Origin of the sequence: Pseudomonas sp. A-1, from assembly GCF_004801855.1 — a bacterium.
In the GTDB taxonomy this organism is placed as follows: domain Bacteria; phylum Pseudomonadota; class Gammaproteobacteria; order Pseudomonadales; family Pseudomonadaceae; genus Geopseudomonas.
Genome location: NZ_SSTC01000004.1, coordinates 38283 through 53056, shown reverse-complemented (window position 1 = coordinate 53056; position 14774 = coordinate 38283). Strand labels below are relative to the sequence as shown.

Sequence of the window (14774 nt, the reverse complement as noted above, 5' to 3'; positions counted from 1 at the left end):
GCTGCGCTTTCCCTCCTCGCAAACTGCATGCGGAGCCTTCGCAGATTTGCCAGCCTCGCCAGCGGAACGTCCTGCGCGTCCGCGACCGTTCCTCAAGTCTAGGTGACGCAGCACTGCGGCGGAGCATTCTCCGGCGAACGGTCGGGGCGGGCGGCGAAGGCGGCCGTGGCCGGCGGCAAGGCGGTAGCCGGGGGGCGTTGCGGCCACCCCCCGGGAGATCGGCGAGTGTCTATTGCCGGGCCTCTACCTCCGCCTCCACTCGGCGGTTGATAGCCCGTCCTTCCGGAGTGGCGTTGTCGGCCACCGGGCGGCTTTCGCCGTAGCCGACAGCGTCGACGCGGTCGGCCGCCACGCCGTACTCGTTGACCAGCACGTCGCGCACGGCGTTGGCGCGCCGCTCGGACAGCCGCTGGTTGTAGGCGTCGGGGCCGACCGAGTCGGTATGGCCTTCGACGGTGGTGGTGGTCTGCGGATACTCGCGCATGAAGTCGGCCACTGCCTTGATGTCGACCTTGCTGCCTTCCTTGACCTCGGACTTGTTGAAGTCGAACTTGACGTCCAGCTCCACGCGTACCGGGGCGGCGGGCATCGGCTCCGGTGCGGGAGCGGCGGCGACCGGTTGCGGGCAGCCGGTGGCGTCCACCGGAGTGCCCTTCGGCGTGTCGGGGCACTTGTCTTCCTTGTTCACCACGCCATCGCCGTCGGCGTCGCCGCGTACCCAGCAGTAGGCCGCGCCGGTGAGGGCGCCGATGCCCAGGCCGCCGGCCGCCCATTCCGCGCTTTCGATGGCGCCCAGGGCCGCGCCGGTGACACCGCCGACGGCCGCACAGGGCGGCCAGTCGCTCTGGACCAGCCCGGCACAGCCTGTGAGCAGGCTGCTGGCCAGTACCAGGGGTACAGCTGTTCTTGCGATATGCATTGCCAGTTCTCCTCGATGGAACGGGAGGTACTACTTGTCTTGCCGGCCGTAACGGGCTGAGCAATGCAGCAAGTCTTGCACCGGATGTGGGGTTGTCAAAATGACGAGCCGCCCGGCGCCGCGGATGGCGCAGGCCGCGGCGGACCTTCTGACGAATGGCCGTGTCCAGTGGCCATGCCGCGCGGATCCTGACCTAACGTGAGTGTTTGTTCGCCCACTCCGGTGCCACCGGCCGAGCGAACTCCTGCAATCCCGCCCTCGTCAGGAGATCAGCATGAGCACTCCCTACTCGCGTCTCGACAGCAGGCAGGCCGCCGTCCTGCTGGTGGATCACCAGACCGGCCTGTTGTCGCTGGTCCGCGACCACGACCCGGACCGTTTCAAGAACAACGTGCTGGCGCTGGCCGATCTGGCCGCCTACTTCAAGCTGCCGACCATCCTCACCACCAGCTTCGAGAGCGGCCCCAACGGCCCGCTGGTGCCGGAGCTGAAGGCGCAGTTCCCCGACGCGCCCTACATCGCCCGGCCGGGCCAGATCAATGCCTGGGACAACGAGGACTTCGTCAGGGCGGTCAAGGCGACCGGCCGCCGGCAACTGATCCTCGCCGGGGTGGTGACCGAGGTGTGCGTGGCCTTCCCGGCACTGTCGGCCCTCGCCGAGGGCTTCGAGGTGTTCGTGGTCGCCGATGCCTCCGGTACCTTCAACGAGGTGACCCGACAGGCGGCCTGGCAGCGCATGGCGGCAGCCGGGGCGCAGCTGATGACCTGGTTCGGCGTGGCCTGCGAGCTGCATCGCGACTGGCGCAACGACGTCGAGGGACTGGCGGCGCTGTTCTCCAGCCACATTCCGGACTACCGCAACCTGATCAACAGCCATGCGGCCTTCACCGCGGGCAAGTAGTTCGGGCCGCTTCGCTCCGGGGAGGGGCGTGCGGCCGGTCGACCGGCGGTATTTTGTCGGCCGGGGCGCGCGGAGTCGGTGCCTGCGCAGGTCTTCGCCTAGAGTAGATAAGGTGCTTTACCACCCTGTAGTTGCCCTGCCGCTTCGCAGCGCAAGCGCAGGGCTTGCGAGCAGAGACGCTGCGCAGGTAAGCCACCATGTACACTCCGCGATACCCCATGGCCCTGTTAGGCAGCCTGCTCTGCCTGACCACCCCCGGCGTGGCCAATGCCGGGAGCATCGTGTCCTCCCCCTCGTCCGCCGCTGACGACCTCGGCCTGGTCTACCAGCTGCGCGAGGACACCCGCATCGGCCTGTTCTACAGCTTCCCGGTGGCGGGCGAGCAGGGTGCCGACAACCCGCCGCTGGCTCGAGCGAGCCTGCTGGATGCGCGCGGCCTGAGCAGCGCCCCGATGCCCGACATGAACCTGCCGCAGGCGGCGACCCTCAGCCTGCACCAGGCCCTGGGCGAGCAGTGGGTCGTGCAGATCAGCGCCGGCTGGCAGGACTGGTCGGCGTACAGCCGAACCGGTGTCGAGTGGGATGCCGCCACTGCGAGCGCCGTTGCGGCCAGGCGCAACTACCGCGACACCTGGCACCTGGCCATCGGCACCCAGTACCGGCCCAGCCCGAAACTGCTTCTGCAGGCAGGGGTGGGCTACGAGACCTCTGCGCTGACCGACGGCAGCCGGGCCTTCTCCGCCTCCATGGCGCCCACCTGGCGCCTGGCGTCGGGGCTCAGCTATGCCTACGACCGGAACACCGAACTCAACTTCAACTATGCCTTCACCCGGGTGGGCGACATGCCGGGGATCCAGGGCGGCGCGGAAAGAACCGGGCGTTTCGGCATCTCCGACGAGTTTGCCAATGCCTACTTCCATACCCTGACCTGGTCCGTGACCTGGCGTTACTGAAGCCTCCTGCACGGTGGCGACAGCGGGATGCGCGCCACCGGCTGGCCTGGCGTCGGGCTCCGCTGGCGGGGCGGCTCATTGCCGGGGGCAGGGGGGCGAATAAAAAAGCGTGGCCGCAAGGGCCACGCGAAGGGCGAAGGGCAGGACTGAAATCCCTCCGCCTTGGAGATGGAGCGGCTGGACACGGGCGGATGCCCGGCAGGGCGCGCAGAGGAAAAACGCGCAGGATTCTCCTCCGGATGGCCAGCCGCGGTGGGTCAGGCGCCGCTGCGCGCCGGCAGCAGCACGCCGCGGCATTCGCCGAAGCCGATCGAGGGCTGGCCCTCGCGGCGGCAGCGGGCGCGCAGGATCACCTCGTCGCCGTCCTCGAGGAAGGTGCGGGTCTCGCCGCTGGCGAGCGTCAGCGGCTGCTTGCCGCCGAAGGTGCTCTCCAGCAGGCTGCCGAACTGGCTGGGCTCCGGGCCGGACAGGGTGCCGGAGCCGAACAGGTCGCCGGGCTGCAGCTTGCAGCCGCCGACGCTGTGATGGGCGACCATCTGCGCCACGGTCCAGTACATGTGGCGGGTGTTGCTCAGCGCCAGGCGCTGCGGGGCCAGGCCCTGCTCGCGCATGGCGGCGGTGAGCAGCAGCACTTCCAGCTCGATGTCGAAGGCGCCGCGGGCCTGGTCCTGGGCGTCCAGCAGGTAGGGCAGCGGCTGCGGATCGCCGTCCGGGCGCGCCGGCTGGGCGGTGCGGAACGGCTCCAGGGCTTCGGGCATCACCACCCAGGCCGACACCGTGGAGGCGAAGTTCTTGGCCAGGAACGGGCCGAGCGGCTGGTATTCCCAGGCCTGCACGTCGCGCGCCGACCAGTCGTTGAGCAGGCAGAAGCCGGCCACGTGCTCGCCGGCCTCGCCGATGGCGATGGCCTCGCCCATCGCGTTGCCCTCACCGATCCAGATGCCCAGTTCCAGCTCGTAGTCCAGGCGCTTGCTCGGGCCGAAGCTCGGCGCTTCCTGGCCCGGCGGCAGGGTCTGGCCCAGCGGGCGGCGCACAGGGGTGCCGGAGACGCACACGGTGGAGGCGCGGCCGTGGTAGCCGATCGGCACGTGCTTGTAGTTGGGCAGCAGCGGGTTGTCCGGGCGGAACAGGCGGCCGACGTTGTTGGCGTGGTGGATGCCGACGTAGAAGTCGGTGTAGTCGCCGACCTTGGCCGGCAGCTGCAGCTGGCAGGCGGCCATGGCCGGCAGCAGGGCGTCGCCGAGGGCCTCCATCTGCGCCTGTGCCGGCGAGCCTTCGGCGAGCAGTTCGCTCAGCGCGGCGCGCAGGGCGCGGCGGGCCGGGGCGCCCAGGGCGAAGAAGGCGTTCAGGCAGTCGCCGCTGGCGGCCTCGGCGGCGGCTTTCGCCTCGCCCTCGAACAGGCCGGCCTCGCAGGCGACCTTGAGGTCGAGGATGCGCTCGCCGATGGCCACGCCGCCGCGCGGCGCCTGGCCCTGCGGGCTGAAGATGCCCAGCGGCAGGTTCTGCAGGGGGAAGTCGGCGTGGCCGTTGGCCGAGGCGATCCAGCTGTTGCGGTTGGCTGCGTTGCTCATCAATCAGTTCCCCTCCGGGGTGAAGGTCTTGGCCATGCCGGCCCAGCAGGAATCGTAGTCCTTCTGCAGCTGCGGGCATTCCAGGGCGTATTGGGTCGGGCGCAGTACCTGGCCGCTCTCGAACATGAAGGCCATGGTGTTGTCGATCTTGTGCGGCTTGAGTTCGGCGGCGATGGCCTGGGCGGTGGTGGCGTTGTCCGGGCCGTGGGCGCTCATGCAGTTGTGCAGCGAGGCGCCGCCGGGCACGAAGCCCTCGGCCTTGGCGTCGTAGACGCCCTGGATCAGGCCCATGAACTCGTTCATCAGGTTGCGGTGGAACCACGGCGGGCGGAAGGTGCTCTCGGCCACCATCCAGCGCGGCGGGAAGATCACGAAGTCGACGTTGGCCTTGCCGGGGGTGTCGCTCGGCGCGGTCAGCACGGTGAAGATCGACGGGTCCGGGTGGTCGTAGCTGACCGTGCCGATGGTGTTGAAGCGGCGCAGGTCGTACTTGCAGGGCACCAGGTTGCCGTGCCAGGCGACCACGTCGAGCGGCGAGTGGTCCAGCTCGGTGGCCCACAGTTCGCCGCAGAACTTCTGCACCAGCGTCACCGCCACGTCGCTGTCCTCGTAGCGGGCGACCGGGGCGAGGAAGTCGCGCGGGTTGGCCAGGCCGTTGCTGCCGATCGGGCCGAGGTCGGGCAGGCGCAGGGCGCAGCCGTGGTTCTCGCAGACGTAGCCGCGCGCCGAATCATCCAGCAGTTCGACGCGGAACTTCAGGCCGCGCGGGATCACCGCGATCTCCAGCGGCTCGACGTCGAGCAGCCCCAGCTCGGTGGCGATGCGCAGGCGGCCGGCCTGGGGGACGATCAGCAGCTCGCCGTCGGCGTCGAAGAACACCCGCTGCATCGAGGCGCTGGCGGCGTACAGGTAGACGCTGATGCCGCTGGTGGATTCGGCGGGGGCGTTGGCGGCCAGGGCGACCAGGCCGTCGACGAAGTCGGTCGGCACCTGCGGGATCTCCAGCGGGCTCCAGCGCAGGCGGTTGGGGTTGACCGGGCCGAGGCGGTTGCCGGCGATCTGCCGCTCCAGGCGCTCGAAGCGGCCGTGGGCGGCGGACGGGCGGATGCGGTACATCCAGGTACGCCGCGCCTCGCTGCGCGGCACGGTGAAGGCGGTGCCGGACAACTGCTCGGCGTACAGGCCGTAGGGCACCTTCTGCGGCGAGTTCTGACCGACCGGCAGGGCGCCGGGCAGCGCCTCGCTGGCGAACTCGTTGCCGAAGCCCGCCAGGTAGGTCAGGGCTTCGGGGGATTGTTGTGCGTGCATAGGCATCGGGGTGCTTGTTGTTATTTGCGTAAGTTTATTTTGATAAGCGTAATCATGGCGCCGTTTGGGCGTCAAGCGCAGGGTTTGCGAAAGCCTTACTGGAACATCTCCTTGTAGCTGCCGTCGTGCATCCAGGCTGCGTGCTTGGGCGCGCGCTTGGTCTGCGCCCACTCCTCGAGCATGGCCCACTTCACTTCATCCAGCGCCGCGAGCATCTTCGGCGAGCCGGTGTTGGCGGCCAGCTCCAGGCGGTGGCCGTTGGGGTCGAAGAAGTAGATCGACTGGAACAGCGCATGGTCGGTCGGGCCGATGACCTTGATCCCGGCGGACTCCAGGCGCGCCTTGGCGGCCAGCAGCACCTCCATGGACTCGACCTGCAGGGCCAGGTGCTGGGTCCATACCGGGGTGTTGGGGTCGCGGCCCATCTCCGGCTGGGTCGGCAGCTCGAAGAACGCCAGCACGTTGCCCATGCCGGCGTCGAGGAAGATGTGCATGTACGGATCGGCCTCGCCGGTCGACGGCACGGCGTCCTCGGCGATGGACAGGATCAGCTGCATGCCCAGGTGCTGCTCGTACCAGCGGGCGGTTTCCAGCGCGTCCTTGCAGCGGTAGGCCACGTGATGGATTTTCTGCACGATCGGATTCATGACGGTCTCCCTTTCTCGGTGGTCGGTGCGGGCTCGCTGGCGAACGCGCGTTTTGTTATTCGTAATCAACTTACGCAAAACGTAACTCGCGTGTCGGAGAGCGTCAAGCGTAGAATTCGCCATCCATCGCCACGCACAGGAAGGACCATGACCAGCGATACCGAGCGCGCCGCGGCGCCGCGGCGGCAGAAGGTGCAATCCGCCGAGGTCGGCACCGACATCCTCAAGGGCCTGGCCGAACTGGCGCCGGCCACCTCGCTGTCGCGCCTGGCCGAACACGTCGGCATGCCGGCGAGCAAGGTGCACCGCTACCTGCAGGCGCTGATCGCCAGCGGCTTCGCCGAGCAGGACGAGAGCACCGGCCACTACGGCCTGGGCCGCGAGGCGCTGTTCGTCGGCCTGGCCGCCATCGGCCGCCTGGACGTGACCAAGGTGGCGCTGCCGCGCCTGGTCGAGCTGCGCGACGCGCTCAACGAGACCTGCTTCCTCGCCGTGTGGGGCAACAAGGGGCCGACCGTGGTGCACGTCGAGCAGGCGGTGCGCGCGGTGACCGTGGTCACCCAGGTGGGCTCGGTGCTGCCGCTGCTGGGCTCATCGACCGGCCTGGTGTTCGACGCCTTCCTGCCGGCGGTGGAGAGCGCCGCGCTGCAGGCCCAGGCGCTGGCCGAGCCGGGCGCGCCGAGTACCAGCGAGCTGGAGGCGCTGCGCGCGCAGATCCGCGCCCGCGGCCTGCACCACGTGCACGGGCTGCTGATGTCGGGGGTGAACGCGCTGTCGGCGCCGCTGTTCGCGGCGGGCGGCAAGCTGGCCGGGGTGATCACCGTGGTCGGCACCGCGCCGGGCTTCGCCGCCGATCCCGAGGGTGCGCAGGCCGAGCGGCTGCTGGCGGTGGCCCGGGAGATCAGTGCGCGGATGGGCGGGTAGGGGGCCTGGTCTTTCTCTCGTCTATGGCCCCGCACCCCAGGCCTGGCGCAGGGCCAGCAGGGCATGGGCGATGTCGGCCTCGGGGACGGCGGCGAAGCCCAGGACCAGGCCGGCCCGGGCATCCGCCGGCGTGTCGCCGCCGGGCAGCCAGTAGCGGCTCAGGCCGTTCAGCTCGACCCCGACCCGCTGCGCGGCGGCGAGCAGCGCACGCTCGCGGGCCAGACTGTCGAGCCGCACGCACAGGTGCAGGCCGGCCTCCACCGCCGGCAGCGGCGCGCAGCCGGGCACGTTCTCGGGCCAGCCGGCCAGCAGGGCATCGCGGCGGCTCCGCGCCGCCGCACGCATGCGGCGGATATGCCGCTGGAAGTGTCCGGCGGCGATGAACTCGGCCATCACCGCCTGGGTGCCGATTTCGGAATGGCGCATGTCCAGGGCGCGGCGGCGCGCAAACGGCTGCGCCAGCGCCGGCGGTAGCACCAGATAGCCGAGCCGCAGGGCGGGAAAGGCGATCTTGCCGAAGGTGCCGACGTAGATCACCCGGCCGCTACGGTCGAGGGCCGCCAGCGGCGCCAGAGGGGCGCCGCTGTAGCGGTATTCGCCGTCGTAGTCGTCCTCGACGATCCAGCTGTCGTTCCGCTCGGCCCACTCCAGCAGCTGCAGGCGCCGCGCCAGCGACAGGGTCACGCCGGTGGGGTACTGGTGCGCCGGCGTGACGTAGACCAGCCGGCAATCCCCCAGCCGCTCCAGAGCCTGCGTGTCCAGCCCCTCGCCATCCACGGCGATGCCCTGCAGGTGCGCCCCGGCCAGGGCGAAGGCCTCGCCGGCGGCCCGGTAGCCGGGGTCCTCGACCGCCACCCGCTCGCCGGGGCGGACCAGCAGCTGCGCGCACAGGCTGATGCCCTGCTGGGCGCCGCAGGTGATCACGATCTGCGCCGGATCGCAGTGCAGGCCGCGGCTGCTGCGCAGATAGGCGGCGATCAGCTCGCGCAGCGATGCCTCGCCGGCCGGGTCGCCGTAGCCCAGGCGCGCCGGCGACGGCTTGCGCCAGAAGCGCGCCGACAGCCGGGCCCAGGTCTCGAAGGGAAACAGGTCGAAGGCCGGTACGCCCACGCGGAAGGCGCGCGGCGCGTCTGGTGGCGGTGCGGGCAGGTGATGCGCGGCCAGCTGCTGCAGCGCCGGGGTCGCGGCCGGGTCGCCGGCGGGCATGCTGACCGGCCGCACCACGCCGGCCAGTTCGGCGACGTAGGTGCCGGCACCGACCCGCCCCTCGACATAACCCTCGGCGTACAGCTGGTCGAAGGCACGGATCACGGTATTGCGCGACAGGCCGAGCAGGGCGGCCAGCTCGCGGCTGGCCGGCAGACGCGCGCCAGCGGGCAGGCGGCCGTCGAGGATGCGCTCGCGCAGGGTCTGGTACAGCTGGCGGGCGAGGCCCTGGCGCGGATCGAGCTGGATGCCGGAAAGATCGACCGGCAGCGGCGGGAGCGACATGGATTGGCTCCATGAAAGTGACAGTAAATGGATCTTACAGCAGACCAATATTCCGTTCAGGATGGCTGCATCCCCCCGCAAGAGCCACCGCTATGTACCTGCCCCCCGCCTTCAGGCAGACCGATCTCGTCGAGCTGCACCGGCAGATCGCCGCCAGCCGTTTGGCCACTGGCGCGGACTGACCGCATCCATGGCCACCGACTGACCCACCACGCAAAGGAACCCGCATGTCCAGCACACCGCTCGTCATCCGCCCGCTCGACGCCGCCGATCACGCCGCCTGGCTGCCACTCTGGCAGGCCTACCAGCGCTTCTACGACACCGAACTCCCCGCCGCGACCAGCGCCGTCACCTGGCAGCGCTTCCTCGACCCGGCCGAGCCCATGCATGCCGCCCTCGCCTGGCGCGACGGCGTGGCCGTGGGCCTGGTGCACTGGATCTTCCATCGCTCGTGCTGGACGCCGGGCGACTACTGCTACCTGCAGGACCTGTACGTGGCCGAGGGCCAGCGCGGCGGCGGCATCGGCCGCGCGCTGATCGAGCACGTGCGCGCCCAGGCCGTGGCCGCTGGCGCCAGCCGCGTGCACTGGCTGACCCAGGAAACCAACTACCCGGGCCGCCAGCTCTACGACCGCCTGGCCGAGCGTTCCGGCTTCATCCAGTACCGCCAGCTGCTGTGAAGGAGACGTGGCCGTGACCGACACCGACCTCAGCCACTGGCAGCCCTGTCCCGTGCCGCAGCACGCCCCGCTGGCCGGACGCTTCGTCAGCCTCGAACCGCTCGACGCGGCGCGCCACGCCGGCGAGCTGTGGACGGCACTGCACGGACCGCACGCGGATCCGCAGCAGTGGCAGTACATGGCCTACGGTCCGTTCGCCGCACGTGACGCCTTCGACGCCTGGCTGGCGGAGCGGGCCGCCGGCCGTGATCCGCTTTTCTTCGCCGTGCGCGAGCACGCCGACGGCCGCGTGGTCGGCCAACTCGCCCTGATGCGCATCACCCCGGCCCACGGCTGCATCGAGATCGGCCACGTGCTGTTCGGCCCCGCCCTGCAGCGCACGCCGGGCGCCAGCGAGGCGGTCTATCTGCTGATGCGGCTGGTCTTCGCGCTGGGCTACCGGCGCCTGGAGTGGAAGTGCGATGCGCAGAACGTGCGTTCGCTGCGCGCTGCCGAGCGCCTGGGCTTCGTCGCGGAGGGCCTGTTTCGCCAGCACATGGTGGTCAAGGGGCGCAGCCGTGACACCGCCTGGCATGCCTTGCTCGACCACCAGTGGCCGGCCCGGCGGGCGGCTCTGGAGCGCTGGCTGGCGGCGGAAAACTTCGATGCCGAGGGGCGGCAACGGCGGCGGCTGGAGGAGCTGCGCAGGGAGTGAGCGGGCTATCCGGCGCGGATCGGCGTGCCGGCAGGTGCGCCGGAAAGAAAAACGGCAACCCGGAACCAAGCTGCCAGGCCGTCCGGATTGCCGTGGGAGAAACGTGGGGGCGCCGTGAGTGCCCTTTCCCCCGCAGCCCTCTCCCGCGAGCGGGAGAGGGGAAGGTGTCGCTTACTCGGTGGCCAGCACGCCGCGGCGGATCTGGTCACGCTCGATGGACTCGAACAGCGCCTTGAAGTTGCCTTCACCGAAGCCGCTGTCACCCTTGCGCTGGATGAACTCGAAGAACACCGGGCCCATCAGGGTTTCCGAGAAGATCTGCAGCAGCAGGCGCTGCTCACCGTTCTCCGAGGCGCCGTCGAGCAGGATGCCGCGCGACTGCAGCTCGTCCACCGGCTCGCCGTGGCCGGGCAGGCGGCTTTCCAGCATCTCGTAGTAGGTGGCCGGCGGCGCGGTCATGAAGCGCATGCCCAGTTCCTTGAGGGCGTCCCAGGTCTTCAGCAGGTCGTCGGTGAGGAAGGCCACGTGCTGGATGCCCTCGCCGTTGAACTGCATGAGGAACTCCTCGATCTGCCCGCTGCCCTTGGAGGATTCCTCGTTGAGCGGGATGCGGATCAGGCCGTCCGGCGCGGTCATCGCCTTGGAGGTGAGGCCGGTGTACTCGCCCTTGATGTCGAAGTAGCGGATCTCGCGGAAGTTGAACAGCTTCTCGTAGAAGTCCGCCCAGTAGGCCATGCGCCCGCGGTAGACGTTGTGGGTCAGGTGGTCGATCAGCTTGAGGCCGGCGCCCTGCGGGTGGCGGTCGACGCCCTCGATGAACTCGAAGTCGATGTCGTAGATCGAGCTGCCCTCGCCGAAGCGGTCGATCAGGTAGATCGGCGCGCCGCCGATGCCCTTGATCGCCGGCAGGCGCAGCTCCATCGGCCCGGTGGGGATGTCGATCGGCTGGGCGCCCAGCTCCAGGGCGCGGGCGTAGGCCTGGTGGGCGTTCCTCACCCGGAAGGCCATGCCGCAGGCCGACGGACCGTGCTCGGCGGCGAAGTAGGAGGCGAGGCTCTTCGGCTCCTTGTTGAGGATCAGGTTGATGTCGCCCTGACGGTACAGGTCGACGTCCTTGGAGCGGTGGGTGGCGACCTTGGTGAAGCCCATCATGGCGAAGATGGGTTCCAGGGTGTTCGGCGTCGGCGCGGCGAATTCGATGAACTCGAAGCCCATCAGGCCCATCGGGTTTTCGAACAGATCGGTCATTTCGGTATCTCGCTTCTGTATCTTGTTGTCTTGAAGTTTGGCAGGTCAGCGGGCAGGTGCCGGCGCCGGTGGGGCGCAGGACAGGCCGCGGACGCTGCGCGCGAGGAAATCGCCGATCAGCAGCTGGAGGCCGAGGATTTTCATCTGGCGTGTGCTCAGGTCGGCCTGTCGGCCTGGGCGTCCGGGTGGGCCTTCTGGAAGGCCGGGTGTTCGAGGGCCAGGCGCTCGACGCGGGCAATGCGCGGGTAGGGCGACAGGTCCACGGCGAAGCGGTGCGCGGCGTACAGCTGGGGCAGCAGGTAGGCGTCGGCCAGGCCCGGTTCGCCGAAGCAGAAACCCTGGTCGCCGATCAGCGCCTCGACCGCGCGCAGGCCCTCGCCGATCCAGTGGGCGATCCACTGCTGTACCTGTTCCTCGTTCAGACCCAGGCCGCGCAGGCGGTTGAGCACCGCGACGTTGTGCAGCGGGTGGATGTCGCAGCCGATCAGCGCCGCCACGCCGCGCTGGCGGGCGCGCTCGACGGGATCGCTCGGCAGCAGGGGAGGCTGTGGGTAGCGCTCCTCGAGGTACTCGATGATCGCCGGCGACTGGATCAGCAGTGCGCCCTCGTCGCTGCGCAGGGCCGGCACGCGGGCCTGCGGATTGATGGCGCGGTAGACCGGCTGCAGCTGTTCGGTGACGCCCGGCGCCAGGTTGACCGGGATATGGCGGGCTTCCAGGCCCTTGAGCGCCAGGACGATGCGCACGCGGTAGGAAGCGGTGGAGCGGTAGTAGGTGTAGAGGTCCATGGGGCGCGCGCTCGTCGTTAATTGTTTTTTGCGTAATGCAGTTATGTTTTGTGCAATTTGCGGATTCGCGTGGCCGCTGTCAAGACGAAAAACGGCCGGTGCATCTCCCGTGTCGCGCCCCTGCACGGAGCGCAGGGCGAACCTTGCCATGTCATCGAATTCCGCTATCGTGCCCCGTTCTTCCGGCTGCACAAGGCAAGTCCATGGCCAGTTCTTCCGTCGACGACCGCAGTCCCTGGGCGGTTTTCCTCATCTTCCTGCGTCTGGGCCTGACCTCCTTCGGCGGCCCCATCGCCCACCTGGGCTATTTCCGCGAGGAGTTCGTCAGCCGCCGGCAGTGGCTGAGCGAGCGCAGTTATGCCGATCTGGTGGCGCTCTGCCAGTTCCTGCCGGGCCCGGCGAGCAGCCAGGTGGGCATGGCGCTGGGGCTGTCGCGCGCCGGCTACCGCGGTGCGCTGGCCGCCTGGCTCGGCTTCACCATGCCTTCGGCCATCGCCCTGATCCTGCTGGCGCTGGGCATCGCCAGCCAAGGCGATGGGCTGCCAGCCGGCGCATTGCACGGCCTCAAGGTGGTGGCGGTCGCGGTGGTCGCCCAGGCGGTGTGGGGCATGGCGCGCAACCTGTGCCCCGATGCGCCGCGGGTGACGCTGATGGCGGCGGCCGCCTGCATCGTCCTGCTGCTTCCCTCGGCCTGGACCCAGGTCGGGGTGATCGTGGCGGCGGCCGTGGTCGGGCTGCTGCTGTTCCATCCCTCGTCGGCTCCCGGCAGCGATGAGTTGCCGGTGACGGTAAGCCGGCGCGCCGGGGCGTGCTGGCTGACGCTGTTCTTCGTCCTGCTGGCCGGCCTGCCGGTTCTCGCCGCCGTGCTGCCGGGGCAGGCCATCGATCTGGTGGATGCCTTCTATCGGGCCGGCGCGCTGGTGTTCGGTGGTGGCCACGTGGTGCTGCCGCTGCTGCAGGCCGAGGTGGTGCCGACCGGCTGGGTCGACAGCCAGGCCTTCCTCGCCGGCTATGGTGCGGCGCAGGCGGTGCCCGGTCCGTTGTTCACCTTCGCCGCCTTCCTCGGCGCCTCGCTCGAGGGCGAACCGTCCGGCTGGAGCGGCGGGCTGCTGTGCCTGCTGGCGATCTTCCTGCCGTCCTTCCTGCTGGTCGCCGGCGCCCTGCCGTTCTGGGAGCAACTGCGCCGCAGCCTGCGCATGCAGGCCGCACTGGCCGGGATCAATGCCGCTGTGGTCGGCCTGCTGCTGGCGGCGCTCTACCAGCCGGTCTGGACCAGCGCCATCGGTGGGGCAGGGGATTTCGGCCTGGCGCTGATCGCACTGGTCGCACTGATGTTCTGGAAGCTGCCGCCGTGGCTGGTGGTGGCCGGCAGCGGCCTGGCGGGCTGGGGACTGAGCCTCGCTGCATCCACCGTCTGAGGGAGGAGGGGAGGCTGCCGCAGCATCTGTTCCCCCTGTCTTTTCGGACCCTCCGAACCTTCACCGGACCTGATCCGGCAACCGGCGTGCCCTTGCCCATGATCGAGGCGGCTCTGCAGCCCGATGGGCAAGGGTCGGCATGGCTCATCGAATTTATTCTTTGTTTAACATAATGAATTGTAAGGAACACATCTTCATCCTGAATCTCCCGGCCAGCCCGGCAATCAGTGCAAGAGCCGCCGGTGGAGCAGGGGCAACGAGCCACGGCCACGATTGAAGGCGGCAGGCGCGATGATTAGACTTGCCGCCCAGAACCCTCCTACCTGTAAGGCTTCTCTCAGATGATCAAGAAGTGCCTCTTCCCGGCGGCCGGCTACGGCACCCGGTTCCTGCCCGCGACCAAGGCCATGCCCAAGGAAATGCTGCCGGTGGTGAACAAGCCGCTGATCCAGTACGCCGTCGAGGAAGCCCTGGATGCCGGCCTGAACGAAATCGCCATCGTCACCGGCCGCGGCAAGCGGGCGATCGAGGACCATTTCGACATCAGCTACGAGCTCGAGCACCAGATCCGCGACACCGACAAGGAGAAGTACCTGGTCGGCATCCGTCGCCTGCTCGACGAGTGCACCTTCTCCTACACCCGCCAGATCGAGATGAAGGGCCTGGGCCACGCCATCCTCACCGGCCGCCCGCTGATCGGCGACGAGCCGTTCGCCGTGGTGCTGGCCGACGACCTGTGCCTGAACCTGGAAGGCGACGCCGTGCTGGCGCAGATGGTCAAGCTGTACAAGCAGTTCCGCTGCTCCATCGTCGCCATCCAGGAAGTGCCGCGCGAGGAAACCAACAAGTACGGCGTGATCGCCGGCGAGATGATCCGCGACGACATCTACCGGGTGAACACCATGGTCGAGAAGCCCAAGCCGGAGGACGCGCCGTCCAACCTGGCGATCATCGGCCGCTACATCCTGACCCCGGACATCTTCGACCTGATCGAGCAGACCCCGCCCGGCAAGGGCGGCGAGATCCAGATCACCGACGCGCTGATGAAGCAGGCCCAGGACGGCTGCGTGATCGCCTACAAGTTCAAGGGCAAGCGCTTCGACTGCGGTGGCGCCGAGGGTTACGTCGAGGCCACCAACTTCTGCTTCGAGAACCTGTACAAGGCCGGCAAGGCCTACTGATCCGCCAGCAGCTCCGGCAGCGAGTTCCAACCGCCCCGTACCGCATGGTCC

The 14774-nt window shown here is 69.2% G+C and carries 15 protein-coding genes; 8 read left to right on the top strand and 7 right to left on the bottom strand.

Translation table 11 applies throughout. The annotated features are described in order from the left end of the window. Nucleotides 1-229: 229 nt before the first annotated feature. Entirely contained in the window at nt 230-919 is a 690-nt protein-coding gene (locus E5198_RS01890) for an OmpA family protein (protein ID WP_136488323.1), read from the bottom strand. 274 nt (nt 920-1193) lie between these two features. On the opposite strand from E5198_RS01890, the gene ycaC reads away from it, so the two are divergent. Both ycaC and E5198_RS01880 read left to right on the top strand, forming a co-directional pair. After that, on the top strand, nt 1194-1820 hold the full coding sequence (ycaC, locus tag E5198_RS01885) for an isochorismate family cysteine hydrolase YcaC (protein ID WP_136488322.1): 627 nt from the start codon (nt 1194-1196) through the stop codon (nt 1818-1820). A 218-nt stretch (nt 1821-2038) separates the two neighbouring features. Next, nucleotides 2039-2773 carry an OmpP1/FadL family transporter gene (locus tag E5198_RS01880; protein ID WP_168772454.1) on the top strand — a complete coding sequence of 245 codons (735 nt, stop codon included), beginning with the start codon at nt 2039-2041 and terminating at the stop codon, nt 2771-2773. A 257-nt stretch (nt 2774-3030) separates the two neighbouring features. Here E5198_RS01880 and fahA read toward each other — a convergent pair whose 3' ends face one another. From fahA to E5198_RS01865, 3 genes are all read right to left on the bottom strand, one after another. Then, complete coding sequence (gene fahA / locus E5198_RS01875) at nt 3031-4344, bottom strand: fumarylacetoacetase (protein WP_136488320.1); 1314 nt, start codon at nt 4342-4344, stop codon at nt 3031-3033. A gap of 3 nt (nt 4345-4347) precedes the next feature. Continuing rightward, nucleotides 4348-5652 carry a homogentisate 1,2-dioxygenase gene (hmgA, locus tag E5198_RS01870; RefSeq protein ID WP_136488358.1) on the bottom strand — a complete coding sequence of 435 codons (1305 nt, stop codon included), beginning with the start codon at nt 5650-5652 and terminating at the stop codon, nt 4348-4350. Nucleotides 5653-5747: 95 nt separating this feature from the next. Continuing rightward, the gene (locus tag E5198_RS01865; protein WP_136488319.1) at nt 5748-6299 is read right to left on the bottom strand and encodes a VOC family protein; all 552 of its coding nucleotides are present in this window, start codon (nt 6297-6299) and stop codon (nt 5748-5750) included. 147 nt (nt 6300-6446) lie between these two features. Here E5198_RS01865 and E5198_RS01860 point away from each other — a divergent pair, with 147 nt between their 5' ends. Beyond that, nucleotides 6447-7223, top strand: coding sequence for an IclR family transcriptional regulator (locus E5198_RS01860; protein ID WP_136488318.1), 777 nt, complete (start codon nt 6447-6449; stop codon nt 7221-7223). A 21-nt stretch (nt 7224-7244) separates the two neighbouring features. Here E5198_RS01860 and E5198_RS01855 read toward each other — a convergent pair whose 3' ends face one another. Beyond that, nucleotides 7245-8714, bottom strand: coding sequence for a PLP-dependent aminotransferase family protein (locus E5198_RS01855; RefSeq protein WP_136488317.1), 1470 nt, complete (start codon nt 8712-8714; stop codon nt 7245-7247). 92 nt (nt 8715-8806) lie between these two features. On the opposite strand from E5198_RS01855, the gene E5198_RS21880 reads away from it, so the two are divergent. The 3 genes from E5198_RS21880 to E5198_RS01840 are packed head-to-tail and all read left to right on the top strand — an operon-like array spanning nt 8807 to nt 10088. After that, on the top strand, nt 8807-8896 hold the full coding sequence (locus tag E5198_RS21880) for an FMN-binding negative transcriptional regulator (protein WP_136488316.1): 90 nt from the start codon (nt 8807-8809) through the stop codon (nt 8894-8896). Nucleotides 8897-8941: 45 nt separating this feature from the next. Further along, nucleotides 8942-9394, top strand: coding sequence for a GNAT family N-acetyltransferase (locus tag E5198_RS01845; RefSeq protein ID WP_136488315.1), 453 nt, complete (start codon nt 8942-8944; stop codon nt 9392-9394). 13 nt (nt 9395-9407) lie between these two features. After that, nucleotides 9408-10088 (top strand): GNAT family N-acetyltransferase, encoded by a 681-nt coding sequence (locus tag E5198_RS01840; RefSeq protein WP_136488314.1) that lies wholly within the window; start codon nt 9408-9410, stop codon nt 10086-10088. 171 nt (nt 10089-10259) lie between these two features. Here the strand turns inward: E5198_RS01840 and hppD are convergent, their stop codons facing one another. Further along, nucleotides 10260-11336: a 4-hydroxyphenylpyruvate dioxygenase gene (hppD, locus tag E5198_RS01835; RefSeq protein WP_136488313.1), complete on the bottom strand. Its 1077-nt coding sequence runs from the start codon at nt 11334-11336 to the stop codon at nt 10260-10262. A gap of 155 nt (nt 11337-11491) precedes the next feature. Next, on the bottom strand, nt 11492-12124 hold the full coding sequence (gene maiA, locus E5198_RS01830; RefSeq protein ID WP_136488312.1) for a maleylacetoacetate isomerase: 633 nt from the start codon (nt 12122-12124) through the stop codon (nt 11492-11494). A gap of 203 nt (nt 12125-12327) precedes the next feature. Here maiA and chrA point away from each other — a divergent pair, with 203 nt between their 5' ends. Further along, complete coding sequence (gene chrA, locus E5198_RS01825) at nt 12328-13542, top strand: chromate efflux transporter (RefSeq protein WP_136488311.1); 1215 nt, start codon at nt 12328-12330, stop codon at nt 13540-13542. A gap of 341 nt (nt 13543-13883) precedes the next feature. Then, nucleotides 13884-14723, top strand: a complete 840-nt coding sequence (gene galU, locus E5198_RS01820) for a UTP--glucose-1-phosphate uridylyltransferase GalU (protein ID WP_090348120.1) — start codon at nt 13884-13886, stop codon at nt 14721-14723. Nucleotides 14724-14774: the final 51 nt, after the last annotated feature.